The sequence below is a fragment of the Stenotrophomonas maltophilia genome (assembly GCF_013464485.1).
GTDB lineage: Bacteria > Pseudomonadota > Gammaproteobacteria > Xanthomonadales > Xanthomonadaceae > Stenotrophomonas > Stenotrophomonas maltophilia_AW.
In genome coordinates this window covers 1-21661 of record NZ_RAUX01000004.1, presented here as the reverse complement: position 1 = coordinate 21661, position 21661 = coordinate 1, and the positions used below count along the sequence as shown (strand labels likewise).

Genomic DNA, 21661 nt, shown 5'->3' with positions numbered 1-21661 from the left:
TGTTATGTTATATCCTGTCACGCCAGTCGAGCATCTCACGTGGCCCCCTCCCCCTCCCATCGACTGGCCTCCATCGACCAGCTGCGCGGCACCGTGATGCTGCTCATGCTGCTGGACCACGTGCGCGAAACCTTCTTCCTGCAGCAACAGGTAAGCGACCCGATGGACGCGGCGACGGTCTCCCCTGCGCTGTTCGCCTGCCGCCTGCTGGCCCATCTGTGCGCCCCGGTATTCGTGCTGCTGACCGGTCTGTCGGCGTGGCTGTATGGCCAGCGCCAGGCCGACCCGCGCCGGGCCACGGCCGCCTTCCTGCTGAAGCGTGGGCTGTTCCTGGTGGTACTGGAGCTGACCCTGGTGAACTTCGCCTGGACCTTCCAGTTCCCACCGGACACGTTGTACCTGCAGGTGATCTGGGCCATTGGCCTGAGCATGATCGCGCTGGCTGGCCTGCTGTGGTTGCCGCGCGCTGCCCTGCTGGGGCTGGCAGTCGCGCTGGTGACAGGGCACAACCTGTTCGACGGCCTGCGCGTGGAAGGCAACGGCCTGCTGGCGGTGCTGTGGAAGGTACTGCACCAGCGTGACTGGATCGAGGCCGGCTCCCTGCGCCTGCGCACGTCCTATCCGGTGTTGCCTTGGATCGGAGTGATCGCGCTGGGCTACCTGCTGGGTCCGTGGTTTGCCCGCGACCGCGATCCTGCCCGGCGCCAGCGCAGGCTGCTGTGGGCCGGCCTGGGTGCGCTGGCCCTGTTCGCCCTGCTGCGCTTCGCCAACGAGTACGGCGATGCGTCCTGGCAGTACCAGACCTCCGCGCTGCGCACCTGGCTCAGCATCTTCAACGTCACCAAGTACCCGCCGTCGCTGCAGTTCCTGCTGCTGACCCTCGGCGCTGGCCTGCTGTTGCTGCGCCTGTACGAATGGCCGCCGCTGGCGCGTGGCCTGCGGCCGCTGGCCGACATCGGTGCCGCACCGATGTTCTTCTACCTGCTGCACCTGTATGTCCTGAAAGGGCTCTACCTGGCGGCACTGGCGACCTGGGGCCCGACCCATGGCGAGCTGTACGCGCTGGATTCGGTCAGCGGCCTGCTGCTGGTGGCCTGTGCACTGGCCGTTGTGCTGTACCCGCCAACCCTGGCGTTCGCGCAGTTGAAGGCGAGGCGGCGGGACCTGGCGTGGCTGCGTTACCTGTAAGCGGCAGCGGCGGGTGAGCACGCTCCACGCGTGGGGGGAATCCCCGGCCCGCCAGCACTGGCCCGGGGGCCTATAATCGCGCCCTTTCCGTCGTTCCCGCCGTCGATGACCGTTGCCGCTCCTGCTTCCGACGACTTCCTGGGCCATCCCAAGGGCGTCTACGTCTGCTTCTTCACCGAAATGTGGGAGCGCTTCTCCTTCTACGGCATGAAGGCGCTGCTGCTGCTGTACCTGACCAAGTACCACCTGTTCGGCGACAAGGCCGGCCTGGATCTGCTCGGTGCCTATGGCGGCCTGGTGTACTGCATCCCGGTGTTCGGCGGCATGCTGGCCGATCGCTGGCTGGGCATGCGCCGGGCGGTGCTGTTCGGCGGCATCCTGCTGGTGCTCGGCCACCTGGGCATGGCGTTCGAGGGCCACGCGGCGTACCGGGTCAACGGTGAAGTGGTGCGCGATACCTCGGCACTGGCAGTGACCTACGTGTCGCTGGCGCTGATCATCATGGGCGTGGGCTTCCTGAAGCCGAACATCTCCACCATCGTCGGCAAGCTGTATGCCAAGGACGATCCGCGCCGCGATTCCGGTTTCTCGCTGTTCTACGCTGGCATCAACCTGGGTGCGCTGTTCTCGTCGCTGGTATGTGGTTTCCTCGGCGAGGCCTACGGCTGGAAGTACGGTTTCGGCGCTGCCGGCATCGGCATGCTGGCCGGCCTGGCGATGTTCCTGTGGGGCCAGAAGTACCTGCAGGGCCACGCCGAGCCGCCGCAACCGGCAGCACTGAGGCAGAAGGTGCTGGGCCTGCCCCGCGAATGGCTCATCTATCTGTGCGCGATGCTCGGTGTGCTGCCGGTGGCGTGGCTGATGTGGGCCGCCGGCAACGGCGCGTTCGCGCTGGGCGGTGAAATCAGCCTGGCGCTGATGCTGATGCTGGTGGTGCTGGGCGGCGTGCTGGTCTGGTTCGCCTGGTTCACCGGCACTAAGTGCACGCCGGTACAGCGCCAGCAGATGGTCGCGCTGATGGTGCTGATCTTCATGGCGCTGGTGTTCTTCACGATGTACGAGCAGTCCTATGGCTCGTGGGTGACCTTCACCGACCGCCTGTTGACCAAGGACATCGTGCCGTCGCTGGTGATCACCGGTGGCACCCCGCTGCCGTGGTCGATCCTCTCGCTGCTGCTGGCACCGCTGGGCTTCGTAGTCAGCGCGCGGTTGTCCGACCGCCGTCCAGGCTCATCTGCGCCGCGCACCTTCTTCGCCGCCATCGTCGTGCTGATGCTGGTGCTGCTGGTGCGCGACTGCCTGGTGATTCCGCAGACCGCCGGTTCGCTGACCTATCTCGGCGGCCTGTTCCTGGTGCTGCTGGCACCGGCGTTCGCCGCGCTGTGGACCTGGATGGACCGCCGTGGCTGGGAGCCGGGCAAGCCGGTGAAGTCAGCCTGGGGCCTGGTGATCGGCGCACTGTCGTTCGTGCCGCTGGCATTGGCGGCGCAGCAGGTCGGTGCCACCGGCGAGATGGCCAGCGTGTGGTGGCTGGTGCTGGCCTACTTCCTGTTGGCCAGCGGCGAGATGTGCCTGTCGCCGGTTGGTCTGTCCGCGGTGACCCAGCTGGCGGTGCCACGGGTGATGAGCCTGATGATGGGCACCTGGTTCCTTGCTACCGCGTTTTCGGAAACGCTGGCCGCGCTGTTCGGCAAGCTGGCCGCGATCGAGGTACCGGAAGGCGAATCGCTGGACATGGTCGCCGCCGCCGGTGCCTATGCGCACCTGTTCTGGTTGCTGATGTGGATCGGCCTGGGCTGTGCATTGGCGGCGTTCATTGCTGCGCCGCTGCTGAAGCGGATGATGCACGGGGTGAAGTAGCCCCTGCAGATGGCAACAGCGGGCGGCGGATCGATCATCCGCCACCCGCTGTATCCTCAGGGTGCGCTGGCCTTCTCGGCGGATGTGGCCTGGCCGGCCACCTGCCCACCCAGGCTGCGTGAAAGGAATGCCAGCAACCGGCTGTAATACGCGCGCTGGTTGGCAGGGTTGTAGAAGCCATGCCCTTCGTTCTTGACGTACAGGCTTTCCACCGGCGACCCGGCCTTCTTCAGCGCCGCCTCCATGCGCTCGCTGTGCACGATCGGTGCACGCTGGTCCTGCCCACCGGCAGCCAGGAACACCGGCACCCGCACCTGCGCGGCCAGGTTCACCGGGGAACGCTCGGCCAGATCCTTGGGCGACCCCAACCAGTTGCGCAGGTAGGCCAGGCCTGACTCGTCACTCTGGATATCCCCACGGGCATACATCAATGGCAGGTCGTAGATGCCGACGTAGCCTGCCGCGCACTGATAGAGCCCGGGTTCGCGCACCGGTCCCATCATTGCAGCATAGGCACCATAGCTTGCCCCATAGATGCAGATGCGATCCTTGTCGGCCACGCCGTGCTCGATCGCCCAGCGCGTGGCATCGGTGACGTCATCCTGCATCGACAGCCCCCATTGCTTGCGCGCGGCCTGGGTGTGGGCACGACCATAGCCGGACGATCCACGGAAGTTCACCTGCAACACCGCGTAGCCCGCCGCCGCCAGCATCTGCGTCTCGGTGCCATAGGCGCCATCGTCGGCGACACCGATCGGACCGCCATGCGGCAGCACCACCATCGGCAGCGCACGGGCCTCGCGTCCGTGCGGGACCGTAAGGAAGCCATGCAGCGGACGCCCATCGCGCGCTTTCAGGCTGATCGGGCGGACCTCCGCTGCCTGATCCGGATCGATCCAGTCGCTTCGGCTGATCAGATGCTGCGCACGCTTGCCGACGGTGTCGTACAGGTAGAAGTCACCCGGGTTCCGGCCGGACCAGCTCTCCACCAGCACCGTCCTGCCATCGCGCGTGCTGGAGGTGATGTAGACCGCCCCTTTCAGACCTGCCTCCAGACTGCGATAGAGGCGCGCTTCGTCCGAGGCGTCATCGAAGAACGCGGTTCGCGGGGCCGCACCGAGGAACAGTGCGCCTACCGGCACGCGGCTGCCAGGGCGGCGGATGATGCGCGCCGGATCGGCGGTCTCATCGCGCAGTACGATACGCCGCTCATTGCTCCGCGGATCCCAGCTGACAATGGCGTCGGGCCCTTGGTCCTGCTCTACCTGCAGATACGCGAGCCTGCCATCGGCCGAAAAGCCAAGAGGCACTTCGATGTGCCTGCTCAGGGACTCATCGTTGAGCAGGATCCACTCGCTGCTGCTGCCCGCACGGTAATAGAGCTTCTGCGTGCCATCGGTGACGACAGCACGTGCGAAGCGTACCTCACCCTGCTCATCGGTCATGAAATCGGCATCAGGAACGGGAGCCCGCGCCACCGCATTGCGGCGACCGGTGATTACATCCATGCGCTCGATCTGTGCATGCGAACTTCCCACGAGCGGGATCACCGTCACCAGTGCATTGCGGTCATCGTCCTTCAGTTCATCACTGAGGTAAGCAGCCACCATGCCCGCCGGCTTGACCTTGATGTTGGTGCCCAGGCTCTGGTCGGCAACCCGGTAGCCCACCAGCAGTTCACCGCCCTTGCCGTTGGCATTGATGCCGAACAGCTCGCCGGTCGGCGTCGGCCGGTCCAGCACGCCCAGCTTCTGTGCCATGCCCACCAGCAAGCGCTCGTTGCTGACCCAGTCGAACGTATGGGCGTGATCGTTGCGGGGAGGACGGAAGCTGCCGACCATCTTCATGTCGGCGATGCGATAGATCGCCAGTGCCGTCCCGGCCTCCAGCGGTACCGTGGCGGCAACGTACTCGCCCCCCGGTGAAATCTTGATATCGGTGAACGATTCCTGCCGCAGATAGCGGTCCAGGTCCAGCGTGGCGGCCGACGCCGCTCCCATGGCCGCACTCGCAAGCACGGCCAGCACAATCCTGCGCATCCTTCCCCCATGGAAAACCGGACACCCTGTCCGGATGCACGATTCTAGGCACGTGAAGGCAGCCTGCGCCACAGGGCAGAAAAAACGACGGCACCGTTGCCGGTGCCGTCGTTACCACTACCTTGGAGAGAGAGTCAGGACGTGGGTTCGGGGGGCGTGCGCCGGGTCAGTGGACCCCGCGCACCGCCAACGTGAGGGCCAGGATGCTGAGGATCACCGCGATGGTGCCGTCGAGCACGCGCCAGGTACTGGGCTTGGTGAACAGCGGCGCCAGCAGGCGTGCGCCCAGGCCCTGGGCGGTCAACCACAGGCAGCTGGCAGTGACCACGCCGGCGGCGAAGGCCATGCGGGCGTTGCCGAAGTTCTCGGCGATCGAGCCGATCACCATCATGTCCAGCCAGAAGTGCGGGTTGATCAGCGAGAAACCGACAGCGGCCATCAGCACGGCGCGGCGGCTGCCGTCATCGCTGTCAGCCTCGCCCATGCCGCCGCCACCGGCGATCGCGCGGCGCGCCGACTTCATCGCGTACCAGGCCAGGAACGCTACGCCGGTCCACAGCACCGCAGTGGTCAGCCACGGCAGTGCCGAGGTGAGTGTACGCAGGCCGGCCACGCTGGCAAAAATGAAGATCGCATCGATGGCCGCACAGGTGGCGACCACCGGCACGATGTGCTTGCGCAGGATGCCCTGGCGCAGGATGAAGGCGCTCTGGGCGCCGACCACGGCGAACAGGCCGATGCCGGTAGCTGCACCAGAGAACCAGGCACCGAGGCCGGTGCTGGCGGAGATGACCGAGAACATGGGATTCACTGCCTTGTCTTGCTTGGGGGGACGGTGCCTCGCGAAGGCGGACAGCACCGGAACGGTCGCCATTGTCGCGCCGCAACATGGAAAAGACGAGCTAAACTTACTAAACCAACATTAGCGGAACTTAATTCGATGCGTATCGACCACGCCCAGCTGCGCGCATTGGCCGCAGTGATCCGCGAAGGCAGCTTTGACCGCGCCGCACAGTCGCTGAATGTCACCCCCTCGGCCATCTCACAACGGGTCAAGGCACTGGAGGATCGGATCGGCCGGTTGCTGGTCAAGCGCGGCACCCCGGCGACGGCGACCGCCGAAGGCCAGCTGCTGGTGCAACTGGCCGAGCAGACGGCCCTTCTTGAGCACGATGCGCTGCACCGGATGGGCCTGGCCGACGAGGACCTGCCGCAGGCCAGCATCCCGGTGGCAGTGAACCACGACAGCCTGGAAACCTGGTTCCCCCAGGCGGCGTACCAGTTCGCGCAGACCACCGGCACCACGCTGGACCTGCGCGTGGAGGACCAGGACCACACCGTGGAGCTGCTGCGCCAGGGCACGGTACTGGGCGCGGTGACCACGCTCGACGAGCCGGTGCAGGGCTGCCAGATCCATGCACTGGGTAGCATCCGCTACGCAGCCACCTGCACCCCGGAGTTCCGCGAGCGTCATTTCGCCAAGGGCGTGACCGCGCAGGCGCTGGCGCAGGCACCGGTGCTGGTGTTCAACCGCAAGGACGACATGCAGTCGCGCTTTGCGCGGCGCATGGCCGGCGGCGACCTGCCCAGTACCGCACCGACCTGGTGGATTCCGTCTACCCGCGCCTTCGTGCAGGCCAACCTCGGTGGCATGGGCTGGACCATGAACCCGCTGCCGCTGGTCAAGCGACACCTGGACGCAGGACGCCTGGTCTACGTGCGTCAGCGCGCATGGGAAGACGTGCCGCTGTACTGGCAGCACTGGAAGGGCGATGTGCAGACCATGGCGCTGTTGACCCGCGCGGTGCTGGACGCATCCTCCGCGCTGATCCGGCGCAAGCGCTGAAAAAGGGGACGGAGGGGATTAAGTCGTCTCTGCCCTGTATGACGTTTGGGCCTTAAACGACTTAATCCCCTCCGTCCCCTTTTTCTCCATCCAATCTCCACGCAGCCTCCACACAGGGTCCATGCGGGATGCGGATACTGGCCGGCCGATCACTGCAAGGATGCCTTGCATGCCTGTATCCCTCCGCGATGCGCGTCCCGAAGACGCCGCCGCCTGCATCGACCTGCGCGGGCGCACCCGCGAGAACGCCTTCAGCGCCGCGCAGCTGGAGGTGCTGGGCATCACCGAGGAAAGCTGGGCAGCCGGCATCGCGCAGGGCGATTCGATTGGCCGCATCGCCTGGGAGGGCGAGCGCATGGCCGGCTACTGTTTCGCCGACCGCGACAGCGGTGAGGTGCTGGTACTGGCCCTGCTGCCGGACTACGAAGGCCGCGGCATCGGTCGCCAGCTGCTGCAGGAGGTGGTCAGCCTGACCCGTGATGCCGGTCACCAGCGGTTGTTCCTGGCCTGCTCGGCCGATCCGTGCTCCCGCTCGCATGGATTCTACCGACGTCTGGGCTGGCGCCCCACCGGTGAAATCGACGAGGCCGGCGATGAGATTCTCGAACTGCGCTGAACCGGGTCCCTGAAAGAGCCCGGGCGCAGCAGGTCCGGCATCACCGTGCAGGTCGTCCGGACAGGCTGCTCCGGCGCCAACGGCTCCAGCTCATTGACCGGCAAGCGACCCGGGCGTGAACGCCAGGATGACGCCGGGGACCGGATGAGGAAATGTCAGCCCGTCCGTTCCGGCCTCAGGGACGAGCGGCTTCCGACCTTGCATCCACGATCCGCAGCTGGACGCTGTGCATCTGCAGCTGCGCGGCAGGAAGCGAGGGCGTCGGCGTGACGCTGAGCACCGCGTTCACGTCGATCGGCCGCAGCGCGAACCGCTCGATGTCCGCCGGGAAAATCTCGCACGGAATCCGTATCGACTGCCCCGGCTGCAGCGCTTGCATCTTTTCCATCAGTGCCAGATTGGAGGGGCCTCTGCTCAGCGAACGCTCCTTCCCCGAATGGTTGTCCACCAGCTTCAACACCGGCCCCCGGTCAAGGTAATAGTCCACCGGGAACGGGACGGGGGCAGCGCCGGCGTTGCGCACAACCAGTTCGATTTCAAGACGCTCGCCGTTGAAACGGCACGGTACTCCACCGGCGCAGTGGGCGGACAGCTGGATCATGCTTGGTACTTCCCGGGAGTGAGCGGCCATGGGCGACAGGGCCAGGATGAGGGCAACGATGATTACGAAACGGCGCATACGATCTCTCTCCCGATCGCTTCGGTGAGCAGTTCCCGCACTTCACGCGCGATCCCCCACGCATGACGGGGCTTGGTCAGCGTACTGTCCAGGGCGAACATGATCGTCGCCTCCGGATCGTCCTCGGTGCGGCTTGCCTGGGTGGTGACAACCGCGCTGTCCAGGATGCCGTCGGGCCGGAAGTACTTGATCGTGCCGCTTTCCGTGCCTTCGTCGATGTATTCGTCGGGAAGGCCCAGGCAATGCGCGAATTCATGGGCGTGGACCCACGCGCTTGAATTCAGGCCGATCGCGATGCGTCCAGCAAAGACTTCTGCACGCGTGGTATGCCGGTAGAGCTCCATGACGACATCCTCGCCGGAGGGGACGAACTCGGCAACGAACCGGAGTGGGAAGGTGCGCGAACCGCAGGGCGCGTCAGTGATCTGGAGGCGGAACTGCCCATTCCAGAATCCATCAAGTCCTTCGGTCATGCGGCGCTTCGTCGCCGCGACCTCGGCAGCGCTGATCCGCTCCTGCGCAACGAGCCGGATTTTCAGCCTCACCACGATGTCGCCGCCAGCAGACAACGGAACCTCCAGCTGGTAATTCACCGGCAGATCGTACTCGTAGCGATCTCCCTCCGGCGCATAGCTCTCGAAGTAGCGTCCATCGGCGTCACAGGATACGCGCAACGAATGATCGTCTACCCAGCACTGCGGCGCCTGGGTACCTGGCGGCGCAAACCCCGGCGTCTGCAGCTGTGGCGTCTTCAGCAACGCCTTGGCTGCCGCGGCTACCGCGGTCATCACGGCACCGCTCCCACTACCACCGCCGCCACCCGCCACGTGCGCGCGCTGTTGCTTGCCGGCCATCAGCGCGCAGCCACAGCTGGCCTTGTCGCCGTCGCGGGCAACCGGCTGGCCGTCGATGATCAGGGTACTGTCGCCGGAGACGATGGAACCCGGTCCGTGGCGGGCGCAGATCACCCGGTCACCGACGCGCGCGACGGCGCGGCCTTCGATGTCCGTATGCGGGGAACCTGTCAGCACCGAACCGCCCGTCTGCAGGGCGTCTCCTACCACGATCAGCATCCGTGACATCGTCGCGCGGCCCCTCCGTGGCCTGTGGTTGTCCGCAATCAGCCGACAAGTCTACCTTGACCAGCACGGCCACAGGATGGTGCATTGCACAAAAACAGGACCTGTTCCGGTTAGAATCTTCCCCGGGATGCTGCAAAGCGTTGTTTCTTCACGCCCTTTCCCTGCTCCATGCGCATCCTGAACTCCTCCCCTCCGCCAACGATCCCGCCCCCATGAAGAAATTTGGCAAGGCCCTGCTCGCCCTGCTCGTGCTGCTGTTGCTGGCCGCCGCGCTGTTCCTGTACTGGCCGCTGACCCAGCGCTCGGTGCCCGCCGCCAGCAACGACAAGCCCGTCGATGTGGTGCTGGTCGGCGCCGGCATCATGAGCATCACCCTGGCCACCTACCTGCAGGAACTGCAGCCGGACTGGAACATCCAGGTCTACGAACGCCTCGACGGCGTCGCCGGTGAAAGCTCCGACGGCTGGAACAACGCCGGCACCGGCCACTCGGCGTTCGCCGAACTGAACTACACCCCGGAACTGCCCGATGGCAGCATCGAGACCAAGCGCGCGGTCGGCATCGCCGAATCGTTCGAGGTCTCGCGCCAGTTCTGGTCGCACCAGGTCAAGCAAGGCCGGCTCAGCCAGCCCAGCGACTTCATCAACCCGACCCCGCACATGAGCTTCGTCTGGGGCGATGACAACATCGCTTACCTGCACAAGCGCCAGCAGGCTCTGGTGAAGAACCCGCTGTTCTACGGCATGCAGTACTCCGAGGATCCGGCGCAGATCAAGCAGTGGGCACCGCTGCTGATGGAAGGCCGTGACCCGAAGCAGAAGGTGGCCGCGACCTGGATGCCGCTGGGCACCGACGTCAACTTCGGCGTGATCACCCGCCAGCTGACCACCGGCCTGCAGCGCAGCCCGAACTTCAGCCTGCACCTGAACCATGAGGTGAGCGCGCTGCGGCAGAACGCCGACAAGAGCTGGAACGTGACGGTGAAGGACCTCAAGGCCGGCACCGAGTCCACCACCCACGCCCGCTTTGTGTTCATCGGTGCCGGTGGCGCCGCGCTGAAGCTGCTGCAGATGTCCGGCATTCCGGAATCGAAGGACTACGCCGGCTTCCCGGTCGGTGGCCAGTTCCTCGCGTTCCAGGGCCAGGACGTGACCTCGCGGCACGGCGTGAAGGCCTACGGCATGGCCGAAACCGGTTCGCCGCCGATGTCGGTGCCGCACCTGGATGCGCGCAAGCTGGACGGCAAGCCGGTGGTCCTGTTCGGGCCGTTCGCGCTGTACAGCACCAAGTTCCTCAAGCACGGCTCGTGGTGGGACCTGTACTCGTCGGTGAACCACAACAACGTCGGTCCGATGCTGGAAGTGGGCAAGGACAATCTGGACCTGGTGCAGTACCTGATGGGCCAGGCGCGCCTGAACGATGCCGACCGCCAGGCCGAGCTGGTCAAGTACTTCCCCAATGCCAAGCCGGGCGACTGGAAGCTGGTCACCGCCGGCCAGCGCGTGCAGATCATCAAGCGTGATCCGCTGAAGGGCCCGGTACTGCAGTTCGGTACCGAGATCGTGACTGACAGGGACCACACCATCGCCGCGCTGCTCGGCGCTTCGCCGGGCGCGTCGACCTCGCCGCCGATCATGCTGGACCTGATGGCCAAGGCCTTCCCGGGCCAGATGAAGGCCGGCTGGGAAACCCGCCTGCGCGAGATCGTGCCGTCGTACGGGCGCAAGCTCAACGACAACGCAGCGCTGGTCAACGAGATCCGCACGCTGACCAGCCAGACCCTGAAGCTGCCGTACCTGGAGGTACCGGTGGACGCCAATGCGGCGGCACCGGCAACGGTGCCGGCAGCGGCTCCGGCGCCGGCCAAGGAAAAGCGCAACGCCAACGAGGAACTGCAGGCGCTGTAAGCCTGTTCGTTCCCTGCGATGCTGACGGACGGCCACCTTCGGGTGGCCGTTCGCGTCTGGGCCGCTCCCTGCTGTAGAGCCGAGCCCATGCTCCGCTGCAGCAAAAAGCAGCCGAGCATGGCTCGGCTCTACAGGAGGCGATGCTCGGTGCCGGAAAGCCGCTGCACAATGACGCGAATTGTAATGTTGTTAAGAATTATTTACATTTGCACCCTGCGCAGTGACCGCGCCCCTCCCAGATGGACCTGATGTGCCCGAAGCCGCCGCCCGGGTGCTGGACGACTGTTGCCGCCCTTCCCCGCTTCCGAGCCTCGAGCCCACCATGTCCCCGCCCCTGCATGACCGCCTGCCCCGCCGCGCGCTGCTGCCCGCTGCCCTGCTTTCGTCGCTGTCCCTGCTGGCCGCGCCCAGCGCATTTGCCGCTGCCGATGGCGCCGCCGATGCCAAGACCCTGGACCGGGTCAGCGTCCGTGCCGAGCAGTCCGCTCCGCCATCCAGCACTACGCGCCTGCCGATCACCCTGCAGGAGACCCCGCAGTCGGCCACCGCGATCAGCCTGAAGCGCCTGCAGGACGAATCGCTGTTCAGCATCAATGACGTGATGCGCAATGTGACCGGCGTCAGCGTGTCCTTCTATGACACCCAGCGACCGCTGTACTACGCACGTGGCTTTGCCATCACCGACTTCCAGGTCGACGGCATTCCTACCTACAGCGGTTCGACCAACCAGGAGTACGACACCGCCTTCTACGACCGCATCGAAGTGATCCGCGGCGCCAACGGCCTGCTCAGTGGCGCTGGCGTGCCGTCGGCCACGGTCAACCTGCTGCGCAAGCGCCCGGGCAAGGAGTTCGATGCGTCGTTTGCGGTCAGCGCCGGCAGCTGGGACTACCGCCGCATGGAAGCCGACGTGACCGCACCGCTGACCGCCGACGGCCGCTTCCGCAGCCGCGTGGTCGCCGCCTACACCGATCGTGGCCTGTATTACGACCGTTACGACGAGAACAAGATGGCCGGCATGGCGGTACTGGAAGGCGACGTCACCGACAGCACCACGATCACCCTGGGTTACCAGAGCCAGGACAACAACCCGACCGGCTCGACCTGGGGCACCGTGCCGTTCTTCGACAACCGCGGCAATTTCGCGCACCTGCCGCGCTCGACCAACCTGTCGCCGAAGTGGAGCTACTGGAAGCGCGAGAGCAACACCGCCTTCGCCAACCTGGAACAGCGTTTCGGCGACAACTGGCTGTTGAAGATCAACACCGCCTACACCCGCGGCAACGTGCAGAACGTGCGGCTGTACGGCACCGGCAACCCGGACCCGGTCACCGGCTCGGGCATCTTCCTGCGTGCAGCCGCCGGTGATTCCAAGGATACCCGCCGCAACGTCGATGCCTACCTGACCGGCAGCTTCGACCTGTTCGGCCGCGAGCACGACCTCACCGTGGGCGCGCAGTGGTCGGACCTGGAAGGCACGACAAATACCCTGGCACTGAACTTCCCGACCGACTGGGCGCGCTGTGGCAGCGAACGCTGCTACTACATTCCCAACGTCTACACCTGGAACGGTGACATCTCCGAGGTGACCTACCGCCGTACCGGCGCACGCCGCGTAGCCAAGACCACGCAGAGCGGCGTCTACCTGGCCACCCGCCTGCGCCTGGCCGATCCGCTGTCGCTCATTGCCGGTGCGCGGCTGAGCCGCTGGGAAACGCTCAGCCGCTCCTACAACGCGGCAGGCGCTTATACCGGTACCAGCGGCGCCTACAAGGTGAGCGATGAAGTCACCCCGTACGTGGGCCTGGTCTACGACATCACCCCCAACGTGTCGGCCTACGCCAGCTACACCGAGATCTTCAATCCGCAGAACTACAAGGACCGCAACGAGAACCTGCTGGCACCGGTGCAGGGCTCGAACCTGGAGGCAGGCGTCAAGACGCAGTGGTTCGATGGGCGCCTGACCGCGAATGCAGCGGTGTTCGAAGCCAAGCAGGACAACTACGCGGTGCGTGACATGGGCGTGCCGGAAGGCTCGCTGAGCGATGGCACCTCGGCTTTCATCGGCGTCAACGGGACCAAGGCGCGTGGCTGGGAAATCGACGTCAACGGCGAGATCCTGCCGGGCTGGACGGTCAACGCCGGCTACACCCACGTCAAGGTGACCCGCGCCGCCACCGACCTGCTGTACGCCAACCCGCCCAAGGACCTGCTGCAGCTCAACACGCAACTGCAGCTGCGCGGCGCGCTGGAGCGACTGAGCATCGGTGGCGGCGTGCAGTGGCAGAGCAAGGTGCAGGGCTACAACATCGCCTACCCGCTGGGCGGCACGGTCACGGTGAACCAGCCGGCGTACTCGCTGGTGCAGTTCAACGCCAACTACCGCATCAGCGACAACTGGACGGCGACGCTGAGCGTGCGCAACGCGCTGGACAAGACCTACTGGGCCAACCTGGACTACAACAACTTCGGCGAGCCGCGCTTCGTGTCGGCCAGCCTGCGCTGGAAGTTCTGAGCAACTGCAAACGGTAGAACCGGCCGCWGGCCGGTTMCAACACCCTGCATCGCGTGGAGCCGGCCMGCGGCCGGAACTACCCGGATCGATGCGGGTCACCCTGCATTGCAACCTGAATGGGCCCGCCTCCGCGCGGGCCCTTCTTTTTTTGCTGCACTGCAGGTTGCGGCCATCTTCATAATTATGCAGTAATTACATTGACACCAATCGGAAGCCGGTCGATGAACCCGAGCTGGGATACGTTGGAACGCAGCCGGCAGGCGCGCCTGGAACGTGCCGCGCCGTGGGCTCGAGGACGCGAGGTCGCTGCCGGCGACGTGGGCGAGCTGCTGCATGCACTGCTGGAGCCAGGCGACAAGGTCTGCCTGGAGGGCAACAACCAGAAGCAGGCCGATTTTCTCGCCCAGGCCCTGGCCGACCTTGACCCGGCCCGCGTGCACGACCTGCACATGGTGCAGTCGGTGCTGTCGCTGCCCTCGCACCTGGATGTGTTCGAGCGCGGCATCGCCTCGAAACTGGACTTCTCATTCTCCGGCCCGCAGTCGGTGCGGCTTGCCAACCTGGTGGCCGAAGGGCGCATCCAGATCGGCGCCATCCACACCTACCTGGAACTGTTCGGCCGCTACTTCATCGACCTGACTCCGCGCGTGGCCCTGGTGGCGGCACAGGCCGCCGACCGCCACGGCAACCTCTACACCGGCCCGAACACCGAGGACACCCCGGTGATCGTCGAAGCCACCGCGTTCGGCGGCGGCATCGTCATCGCCCAGGTCAACGAGATCGTCGATACCCTCCCCCGCGTCGATATCCCGGCCGACTGGGTCAACTTCGTGGTGCAGGCACCGAAGCCGAACCATATCGAACCGTTGTTCACCCGCGACCCGGTGCAGATCTCCGAGATCCAGGTGTTGATGGCGATGATGGCGATCAAGGGCATCTACGCCGAGTACGGCGTGAACCGGCTCAACCATGGCATCGGCTTCGACACGGCGGCGATCGAACTGCTGCTGCCTACCTACGCCGAGTCACTCGGTCTGAAGGGAAAAATCTGCCAGCACTGGGCGTTGAACCCACACCCGGCTCTGATTCCGGCCATCGAATCGGGCTTCGTCAGATCAGTGCATTCGTTCGGTTCGGAACTGGGCATGGAGAAGTACATCGCCGCGCGAGGCGATGTGTTCTTCACCGGCGCCGATGGCTCGATGCGTTCCAACCGCGCCTTCTCGCAGACCGCCGGCCTGTATGCCTGCGACATGTTCATCGGTTCCACATTGCAGATCGACCTGCAGGGCAACAGCTCCACCGCCACCCGCGACCGCATCGCCGGTTTCGGCGGCGCACCGAACATGGGCTCGGACGCACGCGGCCGCCGCCATGCCAGCGAGGCCTGGATCAAGGCCGGCCAGCAGGCCGCGCGGCCCGGCGAGATGCCGCGCGGGCGCAAGCTGGTGGTGCAGATGGTGGAAACCTTCCGCGAACACATGGCGCCGGCCTTCGTCGACCGCCTGGATGCCTGGGAACTGGCCGAGCGCGCACAGATGCCGCTGCCGCCGGTGATGATCTACGGCGACGACGTCAGCCATGTGCTGACCGAGGAAGGCATCGCCAACCTGCTGCTGTGCCGCACGCCGGAAGAACGCGAACAGGCGATACGCGGCGTGTCCGGCTACACCGCCGTCGGCCTTGGCCGTGACCGCGCAATGGTGGAAAACCTGCGCGACCGTGGTGTGATCCGCCGCCCGGAAGACCTGGGCATTTCGCCGCGCGATGCCAGCCGCGACCTGCTGGCAGCGCGCTCGGTGAAGGACCTGGTGCGCTGGTCCGGCGGCCTGTACGAACCGCCCAAACGCTTCCGCAACTGGTAAGGGACAGAGCATGGAAACCCTCGACTATCGCTTCGAAGGCCGCACCGCCGTGCAGTTCCCGCGCGACGCGGTGCTGGTCGGCGTGCTGGCCTCGGGCAACCTGGAGATCCTGCTGGAACCGGCAGCGCAGGACGGTGCGATGACGGTGCGCATCATCACCGCCGCGCAGGGTTTCGGCACCATCTGGCAGGCAGTGATCAGCGATTTCGCCCAGCGCCATCCGCTGCGCGACGTGCGCGTATCCATCAACGATGCCGGCGCGACCCCGGCCGTGGTCAGCCTGCGCCTGGACCAGGCCGTGGAAACCCTGCTTGCTGGAGATCCACGATGAACCGGGCGCAGCGCCACAGTTACTACGAAGCCGATGCGCGCAAGCGTATCGCCGGCCTGGTCGACGCCGGTTCGTTCCGTGAATTCCTCGGCCCAGCGCGGCGGATGATGAGCCCGCACCTGGCCCAGTTGGACCAGCCGGCGGCCTTCGACGATGGCATCGTCGTCGGCGAAGCCACGCTGCAGCGCAGACGCGTGCTGCTGGCCGCACAGCAGGGTGAATTCATGGGCGGCGGCGTGGGCGAAGTGCACGGCGCCAAGCTGACCGGCCTGCTGCGTCGCGCGGAGAAAACCCGCCCCGATGGCGTGCTGCTGCTGCTCGATACCGGCGGTGTGCGCCTGCATGAAGCCAACGCCGGGCTGATCGCCATTTCCGAAATCATGCGTGCCACCTTGGGCGCACGCGCGGCCGGCGTGCCGGTCGTCGCGCTGATCGGCAGCGGCAACGGTGCATTCGGCGGCATGGGCATCGTCGCGCGCTGCTGCACCACGGTGATCATGTCCGAGGAAGGCCGGCTGTCGCTGTCCGGGCCGGAAGTGATCGAGACCGTACGCGGCGTGGAGGAATTCGACTCGCGTGACCGCGCGCTGGTCTGGCGGGTGACCGGCGGCAAGCACCGCTATCTGATCGACCAGGTGCAGGTGCTGGTGCCCGACGCCATCGAAGCGTTCGCACAGGCCGCAAGCGATGCGCTGCAGCCCGATGCCGCCAGCAGCGATACCGAGACTGCATTGGCCGCCCTGCAGGCACGCCACGCCGCGCTGAAAGCCCGCGTGCAGGCCTGGGGCGATTGCCGCGATGGCCTGGAGATCTGGGCCCGCCAGGGCATCGCCGGACCCGAACGACTGCCTCTGCTGGACACCGACGCCTTCCTTGCCGCCACCGCCGACAGGAGACTGCCATGACCGCCCCGCTGCAGACCCTGCTCGACGCCCTGTTCCCGCGTGGGCACGCCATTGCCGTGAACGATTCGGTGCTGACCGGCAGCGCGACCACCGACGATGGCGAGGTGACCGTGATCGGCACCACCGACCGCATCGAGGTCGGTGTCGACCACGCGCTTGCGCTGGCCGACACCGTGCTGGCCAGCACCGCCACCCACCCGCAACGGCCGATCGTTATGCTGGCCGACACCGCCGGCCAGCGCCTGGCCCGTCGCGATGAACTGCTGGGCATCAACGGCTACTTCGCGCACCTCGCGCAGACCCTCGATCTGGCCCGCCGCCGTGGTGCGCGCCTGGTCACCCTGGTGTACGGCGAATCGGTGAGTGGTGGCTTCCTGTCCTTCGGCCTGATGGCCGACCACATCCATGCCCTGCCCGATGCACAGGTACGCGTGATGGACCTGCGTGCGATGGCGCGAGTGACCAAGCAGCCGCTGGAAAAGCTGCAGGCGCTCAGCCAGAGCTCGCCGGTATTCGCGCCGGGCGTGGCCAACTACGTTGCGATGGGTGCGGTGCAATCACTGTGGGACGGCGATCTTGCCCAGCACCTGCTGCAGGCGCTGCGCACGCCTGCCGAAGGCGATGCGCGTGCGGCGCTGGGGGCGCTTCGTGGCGGCCGAGTGCTGACGGCGGGCGTTTCCGCTGCCGTGGCCCGCGGCGATGCCTGAGCAGCCCGCCCGCCATACGCTGGCCTGGCTGTCGGCCAACGCCGACTGGCGCGCCGACGTGGCTGCGCAGGAACCGCGCCTGGCAGCGTGGTTCGCGCAGGGCCTGCCGGCGATGGTGGCGCGCCGCGCCGCGGATGACCCCGACCCGCGCCTGCGCCTAGGTGTGCCGCTGCCGCCGAACGAGGGCAAGCTGCGCCTTGCGCTGCGTGTGCCGCTGCAGGATGTGCAGCGCCTGCAGTTGCCACCGGCACTGGACGCGGTACTCACCACGGGTGTGCCAACCGATTGGCAAAGGGCCCTGCGCGCAGTGGCGCGCATTGCACCGGCACGCGTGTTCGGCGCCTTCGCATGGCAGCACCTCAGCGGCCTGCCCTATGTGCACGCACGCTCGGACATCGACCTGCTGTGGCAGGTTGAGAGCCGTACGCAGGCCGATGCACTTGCCGCACACCTGAACGCCTGGGAGCACGAGCATGCCCGTCGCGTCGATGGCGAACTGTGTCTGCCTGATGGCGGCGCGGTGAACTGGCGCGAGTTTGCCGGTGACAGCCGCCAGGTACTGGTAAAGCGCTTGGAGGGTGCTGCACTGCACGTCCGTGAGCGCCTGTTCGAGGCAAACGGAGTGGTAGCGTGAGTGCGGTCTTGCCTTCCCACCCGCCGGATGCAGATGCGGTCGACAGCGCGCGACTGGGCCGCCTGGCCATCGCCAGCCTGCATGTGGAACTGGCACTGGCTCCCAAACCGGGCCTGGTCACTCCGTTTGATACCGGAAGCCATGACGACATGGACGCCGGCACATTCCTGCGCAGCCTGTTTGCCCTGCGCCACTACTTCACGTCGATCGCCCACGCCGGTGCCAACGATGCGCCATTCGCACGGCTGCGCACACACGGCATTGCCGCCGAAACCGCGATGCTGCGCGCCACCGGCGCCATCAATACCCATCGGGGTGCGATCTTCAGCCTCGGCCTGCTGGTCGCGTCCGCTGCCCGCTGCCGACGCCAGCGGGGCCAGCCTGTATCCGCTGTGGGAGTCTGCCTGGGCGTGCAGCACTGGGCCAACGATTTCGCCGGTGCACCGCTGGATGCGCAGAGCCCGGGCCAGCGGGCACGCGTGCGCCATGGCGTGCCGGGTGTCCGCGAACAGGCCGCTGCCGGTTACCCTGTGCTGCGCGAACTGGCGGTGCCCACGCTGCGCCAAGCGTTGGAAGAAGGCCTGCCGCGCGATGCGGCCCTGTGCCAGACCCTGATGCAGCTGGTCGCGCACATCGATGACCTCAACCTGCTGCACCGTGGCGGCGCCGATGGCCTGCACTGGGCCCAGCAGCAGGCGCGCAGTTTTCTGCGGACCGGCGGCGTCTTCGCAGTCGGCTGGCAAGCACGCCTGCAGAGCGTCGGCGAGCGCTTCGTCGCGCGCCGCCTCAGCCCCGGTGGCAGTGCCGATCTGCTCGCCTGCAGCTGGTTCCTGCTGCAGCAGGAGGGCGTATGAGCCTTGCCCTGCTCTGCCCCGGGCAAGGCGCGCAGCATGCAGCAATGTTTGATCGCGTGCGCGACCTGCCGGCCACGCGCGACGTACTGGAGGCTGCCAGCGCGGTGCTTGGACGCGACGTCTTCGCGGCAGCCGCTGATGCATCGCGCTTCGACAATGCACTCGCGCAACCCCTGCTGTGTGCCGCGACGCTGGCACACTGGCAGGGACTTCGCGAAGTGGTACCTGCACCGGTGCTGGTGGCCGGCTACAGCATCGGTGAACTGGCCGCGCATGCGATCGCCGGCAGCGTTGATGCCGCCACCTGCCTGGCGCTCGCCGCTCGGCGCGCACAGCTGATGGACAACGCCAGCCCCGCCGATGCAGGCCTGCAGGCGGTGCTCGGCCTGGACCGCCGCAGCCTGCAGCCACTGTGCGATGCACAGGGCGCATACGTGGCCATTGCCAACGGCCAGGACCATTTCATCGTGGGCGGCACCCATGCCTCGCTGCGGGGCCTGGCCGATGCGGCACGTGCACAGGGTGCGGACATCCGTCCGCTGCCGGTGCACGTGCCGGCGCACACACCGCTGCTGGCAGCGGCAGTCGAACCGTTCACTGCGGCCCTCGATGCCTCTGCGCTGCAGGCCCCACGCCTGACGCTGCTGGCCGGTATCGATGCACGGCCGGTACGTGATCGCGCGGCAGCGGTGCACACCCTGTCGGCACAGCTGGCCCAGACCATCGAATGGGCGCATGTGATGCGCCAGGCCTTCGAGCGCGGCGCGCGGGTGTTCCTGCAGCTGGGCCCGGGCAATGCACTGGCGCGCATGGTCGCGCCGTCCTACCCGTGCTGCGAAGTTCGCGCGGTGGAAGAGTTCCAGAGCCTGGAAGGCGCCGCGGCATGGGTCCGCAGCGCGCTGGAGCGGCTGCAGTAACGGGTTCGAGCAGTACGTATCACGCAACACGCAGTACGTCGCCTTACCCCGGGATGGCGGGTCTCCATCCGCGCTGTACGTGAGTCACGTGTCTGGGAGGGCGCATGAGTCCACAAATCGCAACGATCATCGGTCTGGTGATCATGTTCATCGTCGCCACGGCGATGCCGATCAACATGGGAGCTGTCGCTTTCGCGCTGGCCTTCATCATTGGCGGCCTGTGGGTCGACATGGGGGGCAAGGAGGTCCTGGCCGGATTCCCCGGCGATCTGTTCCTGACCCTGGTCGGCATCACCTACCTGTTCGCCATCGCGCAGAAAAACGGCACCATCGACCTGCTGGTGCACTGGGCAGTGAAAGCGGTGCGCGGTCATATCGTGGCCATTCCGTGGGTGATGTTCGTGATCACCGCGGTCCTCACCGCCTTCGGCGCACTCGGCCCTGCCGCGGTGGCGATCATCGGGCCGGTCGCGCTGCGCTTTGCCAAGCAATACAACATCAACCCGCTGATGATGGGCCTGCTGGTGATCCACGGTGCGCAGGCCGGCGGTTTCTCGCCGATCAGCGTGTACGGCAGCATCACCAACGGCGTGGTGCAGAAAGCCGGGCTGGAAGTAACTGAAATGGCGGTGTTCCTGACCAGTCTCGGCTTCAACTTCATGATGGCCACGATCTGCTTCTTCGCCTTCGGTGGCATCGCTCTGCTGCGGCGCGGCTCGATCACCGCGGCCGGAACGATCGGCAATGCCGAGCTGGCAATGGCCGGTGGCCCGCAGGCATCATTGCGCCAGTTCGCCATCGAAGGCCACGGCGCACTGGTTGCCGCTGGCGGAGGCACCCTGTCCAATGATCCGGTGGCGCTGGATGCGGTGAACCTGACCCGTGAGCGGCTGTTCACCCTGATCGGCCTGCTGGGCCTGGGCGTTGCCGCGCTGATCTACAACCTCAACGTCGGCCTAGTCTCGATCACCGTGGCGGTGGCGCTGGCGCTGCTGTCGCCACAGAGCCAGAAGGGCGCGGTCGATGGCATCAGCTGGTCCACCGTGCTGCTGATCTGTGGCGTGGTGACCTACATCGGTGTGCTGGAACACGCCGGCGCGGTGGACTTCATCGGCCATGGGGTTTCCAGTATTGGTATCCCGCTGCTGGGCGCGCTGCTGGTCTGCTACGTCGGCGGCATCGTGTCTGCCTTCGCCTCGTCGGCGGCGGTACTGGGCGCCACGATTCCACTGGCCGTGCCGTTCCTGATGCAGGGCCATCTCAGTGCAGCCGGTGTGATCTGCGCACTGGCGGTGTCGTCCACCATCGTCGATGTCAGCCCGTTCTCGACCAATGGCGCCCTGGTGGTGGCCTCGGCAGCGAAGGAAGAGCGCGAAACCCTGTTCCGCCGCTTTCTGGTCTACAGCGGGCTGGTGGTGGTGTTCGGTCCGTTGCTGGCGTGGCTGGTGTTCGTGGTGCCGGGCTGGATGTAGGCAGGTGCGTGGGGCGCCGGACCATTCCGGCGCCCTGCAAGCGGGTTGGCGTCGCCTGGGTAGAGTCGACCGTCAGTCGACTGCTCTTCGTTCCGACGGCGAAAATCCCCGCGCTGCGCGCGATAGTCGACTGGGTAGAGTCGACTGTCAGTCGACTGCTCTTCGTTCCGACGGCGAAAATCCCCGCGCTGCGCGCGATAGTCGACTAACAGTCGACTCTACCCAGCCGCCCCCCAGCCGCCCC

The 21661-nt window shown here is 66.4% G+C and carries 18 protein-coding genes; 14 read left to right on the top strand and 4 right to left on the bottom strand.

The genetic code is table 11. The features are described 5' to 3' along the window. Positions 1-39 precede the first annotated feature (39 nt). Both D7Y61_RS01795 and D7Y61_RS01790 read left to right on the top strand, forming a co-directional pair. The gene (locus D7Y61_RS01795) at positions 40-1188 is read left to right on the top strand and encodes a heparan-alpha-glucosaminide N-acetyltransferase domain-containing protein (protein WP_180864751.1); all 1149 of its coding nucleotides are present in this window, start codon (positions 40-42) and stop codon (positions 1186-1188) included. A 105-nt stretch (positions 1189-1293) separates the two neighbouring features. Then, entirely contained in the window at positions 1294-3048 is a 1755-nt protein-coding gene (locus D7Y61_RS01790) for a peptide MFS transporter (RefSeq protein ID WP_180864750.1), read from the top strand. Between the two features lie 56 nt (positions 3049-3104). On the opposite strand, the gene D7Y61_RS01785 is transcribed toward D7Y61_RS01790, so the two are convergent. Beyond that, complete coding sequence (locus tag D7Y61_RS01785) at positions 3105-5087, bottom strand: alpha/beta hydrolase family protein (RefSeq protein WP_180864749.1); 1983 nt, start codon at positions 5085-5087, stop codon at positions 3105-3107. Positions 5088-5253: 166 nt separating this feature from the next. Beyond that, the gene (locus D7Y61_RS01780; protein WP_005408523.1) at positions 5254-5889 is read right to left on the bottom strand and encodes a LysE/ArgO family amino acid transporter; all 636 of its coding nucleotides are present in this window, start codon (positions 5887-5889) and stop codon (positions 5254-5256) included. Between the two features lie 138 nt (positions 5890-6027). On the opposite strand from D7Y61_RS01780, the gene D7Y61_RS01775 reads away from it, so the two are divergent. Continuing rightward, on the top strand, positions 6028-6933 hold the full coding sequence (locus tag D7Y61_RS01775) for a LysR family transcriptional regulator ArgP (protein WP_180864748.1): 906 nt from the start codon (positions 6028-6030) through the stop codon (positions 6931-6933). A gap of 169 nt (positions 6934-7102) precedes the next feature. Continuing rightward, entirely contained in the window at positions 7103-7549 is a 447-nt protein-coding gene (locus D7Y61_RS01770) for a GNAT family N-acetyltransferase (protein WP_180864747.1), read from the top strand. Between the two features lie 175 nt (positions 7550-7724). Here D7Y61_RS01770 and D7Y61_RS01765 read toward each other — a convergent pair whose 3' ends face one another. Beyond that, a complete protein-coding gene (locus tag D7Y61_RS01765; protein WP_180864746.1) occupies positions 7725-8150 on the bottom strand; it encodes a hypothetical protein in 426 nt (141 codons plus the stop codon). 62 nt (positions 8151-8212) lie between these two features. Continuing rightward, on the bottom strand, positions 8213-9301 hold the full coding sequence (locus D7Y61_RS01760) for a PAAR domain-containing protein (RefSeq protein ID WP_258010185.1): 1089 nt from the start codon (positions 9299-9301) through the stop codon (positions 8213-8215). 221 nt (positions 9302-9522) lie between these two features. On the opposite strand from D7Y61_RS01760, the gene mqo reads away from it, so the two are divergent. The 10 genes from mqo to D7Y61_RS01710 all read left to right on the top strand — a co-directional run bounded on the left by mqo (position 9523) and on the right by D7Y61_RS01710 (position 21417). Next, positions 9523-11217 (top strand): malate dehydrogenase (quinone), encoded by a 1695-nt coding sequence (gene mqo, locus D7Y61_RS01755; protein ID WP_180864744.1) that lies wholly within the window; start codon positions 9523-9525, stop codon positions 11215-11217. A gap of 322 nt (positions 11218-11539) precedes the next feature. Then, entirely contained in the window at positions 11540-13732 is a 2193-nt protein-coding gene (locus D7Y61_RS01750) for a TonB-dependent siderophore receptor (RefSeq protein WP_180864743.1), read from the top strand. Positions 13733-13953: 221 nt separating this feature from the next. Next, positions 13954-15597, top strand: coding sequence for a malonate decarboxylase subunit alpha (gene mdcA / locus D7Y61_RS01745; protein ID WP_180864742.1), 1644 nt, complete (start codon positions 13954-13956; stop codon positions 15595-15597). Between the two features lie 10 nt (positions 15598-15607). Continuing rightward, entirely contained in the window at positions 15608-15928 is a 321-nt protein-coding gene (mdcC, locus tag D7Y61_RS01740; protein WP_180864741.1) for a malonate decarboxylase acyl carrier protein, read from the top strand. Continuing rightward, a complete protein-coding gene (locus D7Y61_RS01735) occupies positions 15925-16833 on the top strand; it encodes a biotin-independent malonate decarboxylase subunit beta (RefSeq protein WP_180864740.1) in 909 nt (302 codons plus the stop codon). Before mdcC ends, D7Y61_RS01735 begins: the two co-directional genes overlap by 4 nt. Then, positions 16830-17540, top strand: a complete 711-nt coding sequence (gene mdcE, locus D7Y61_RS01730) for a biotin-independent malonate decarboxylase subunit gamma (protein WP_180864739.1) — start codon at positions 16830-16832, stop codon at positions 17538-17540. Before D7Y61_RS01735 ends, mdcE begins: the two co-directional genes overlap by 4 nt. Continuing rightward, positions 17533-18174, top strand: a complete 642-nt coding sequence (gene mdcG, locus D7Y61_RS01725) for a malonate decarboxylase holo-[acyl-carrier-protein] synthase (protein WP_180864738.1) — start codon at positions 17533-17535, stop codon at positions 18172-18174. The genes mdcE and mdcG overlap by 8 nt, the downstream gene beginning before the upstream one ends. Then, positions 18171-19028, top strand: a complete 858-nt coding sequence (gene mdcB / locus D7Y61_RS01720) for a triphosphoribosyl-dephospho-CoA synthase MdcB (RefSeq protein WP_180864737.1) — start codon at positions 18171-18173, stop codon at positions 19026-19028. Before mdcG ends, mdcB begins: the two co-directional genes overlap by 4 nt. Further along, entirely contained in the window at positions 19025-19945 is a 921-nt protein-coding gene (gene mdcH, locus D7Y61_RS01715; RefSeq protein ID WP_180864736.1) for a malonate decarboxylase subunit epsilon, read from the top strand. The genes mdcB and mdcH overlap by 4 nt, the downstream gene beginning before the upstream one ends. A 104-nt stretch (positions 19946-20049) precedes the next feature. Further along, on the top strand, positions 20050-21417 hold the full coding sequence (locus tag D7Y61_RS01710) for an SLC13 family permease (protein WP_180864735.1): 1368 nt from the start codon (positions 20050-20052) through the stop codon (positions 21415-21417). The last annotated feature ends 244 nt before the right edge of the window (positions 21418-21661 follow it).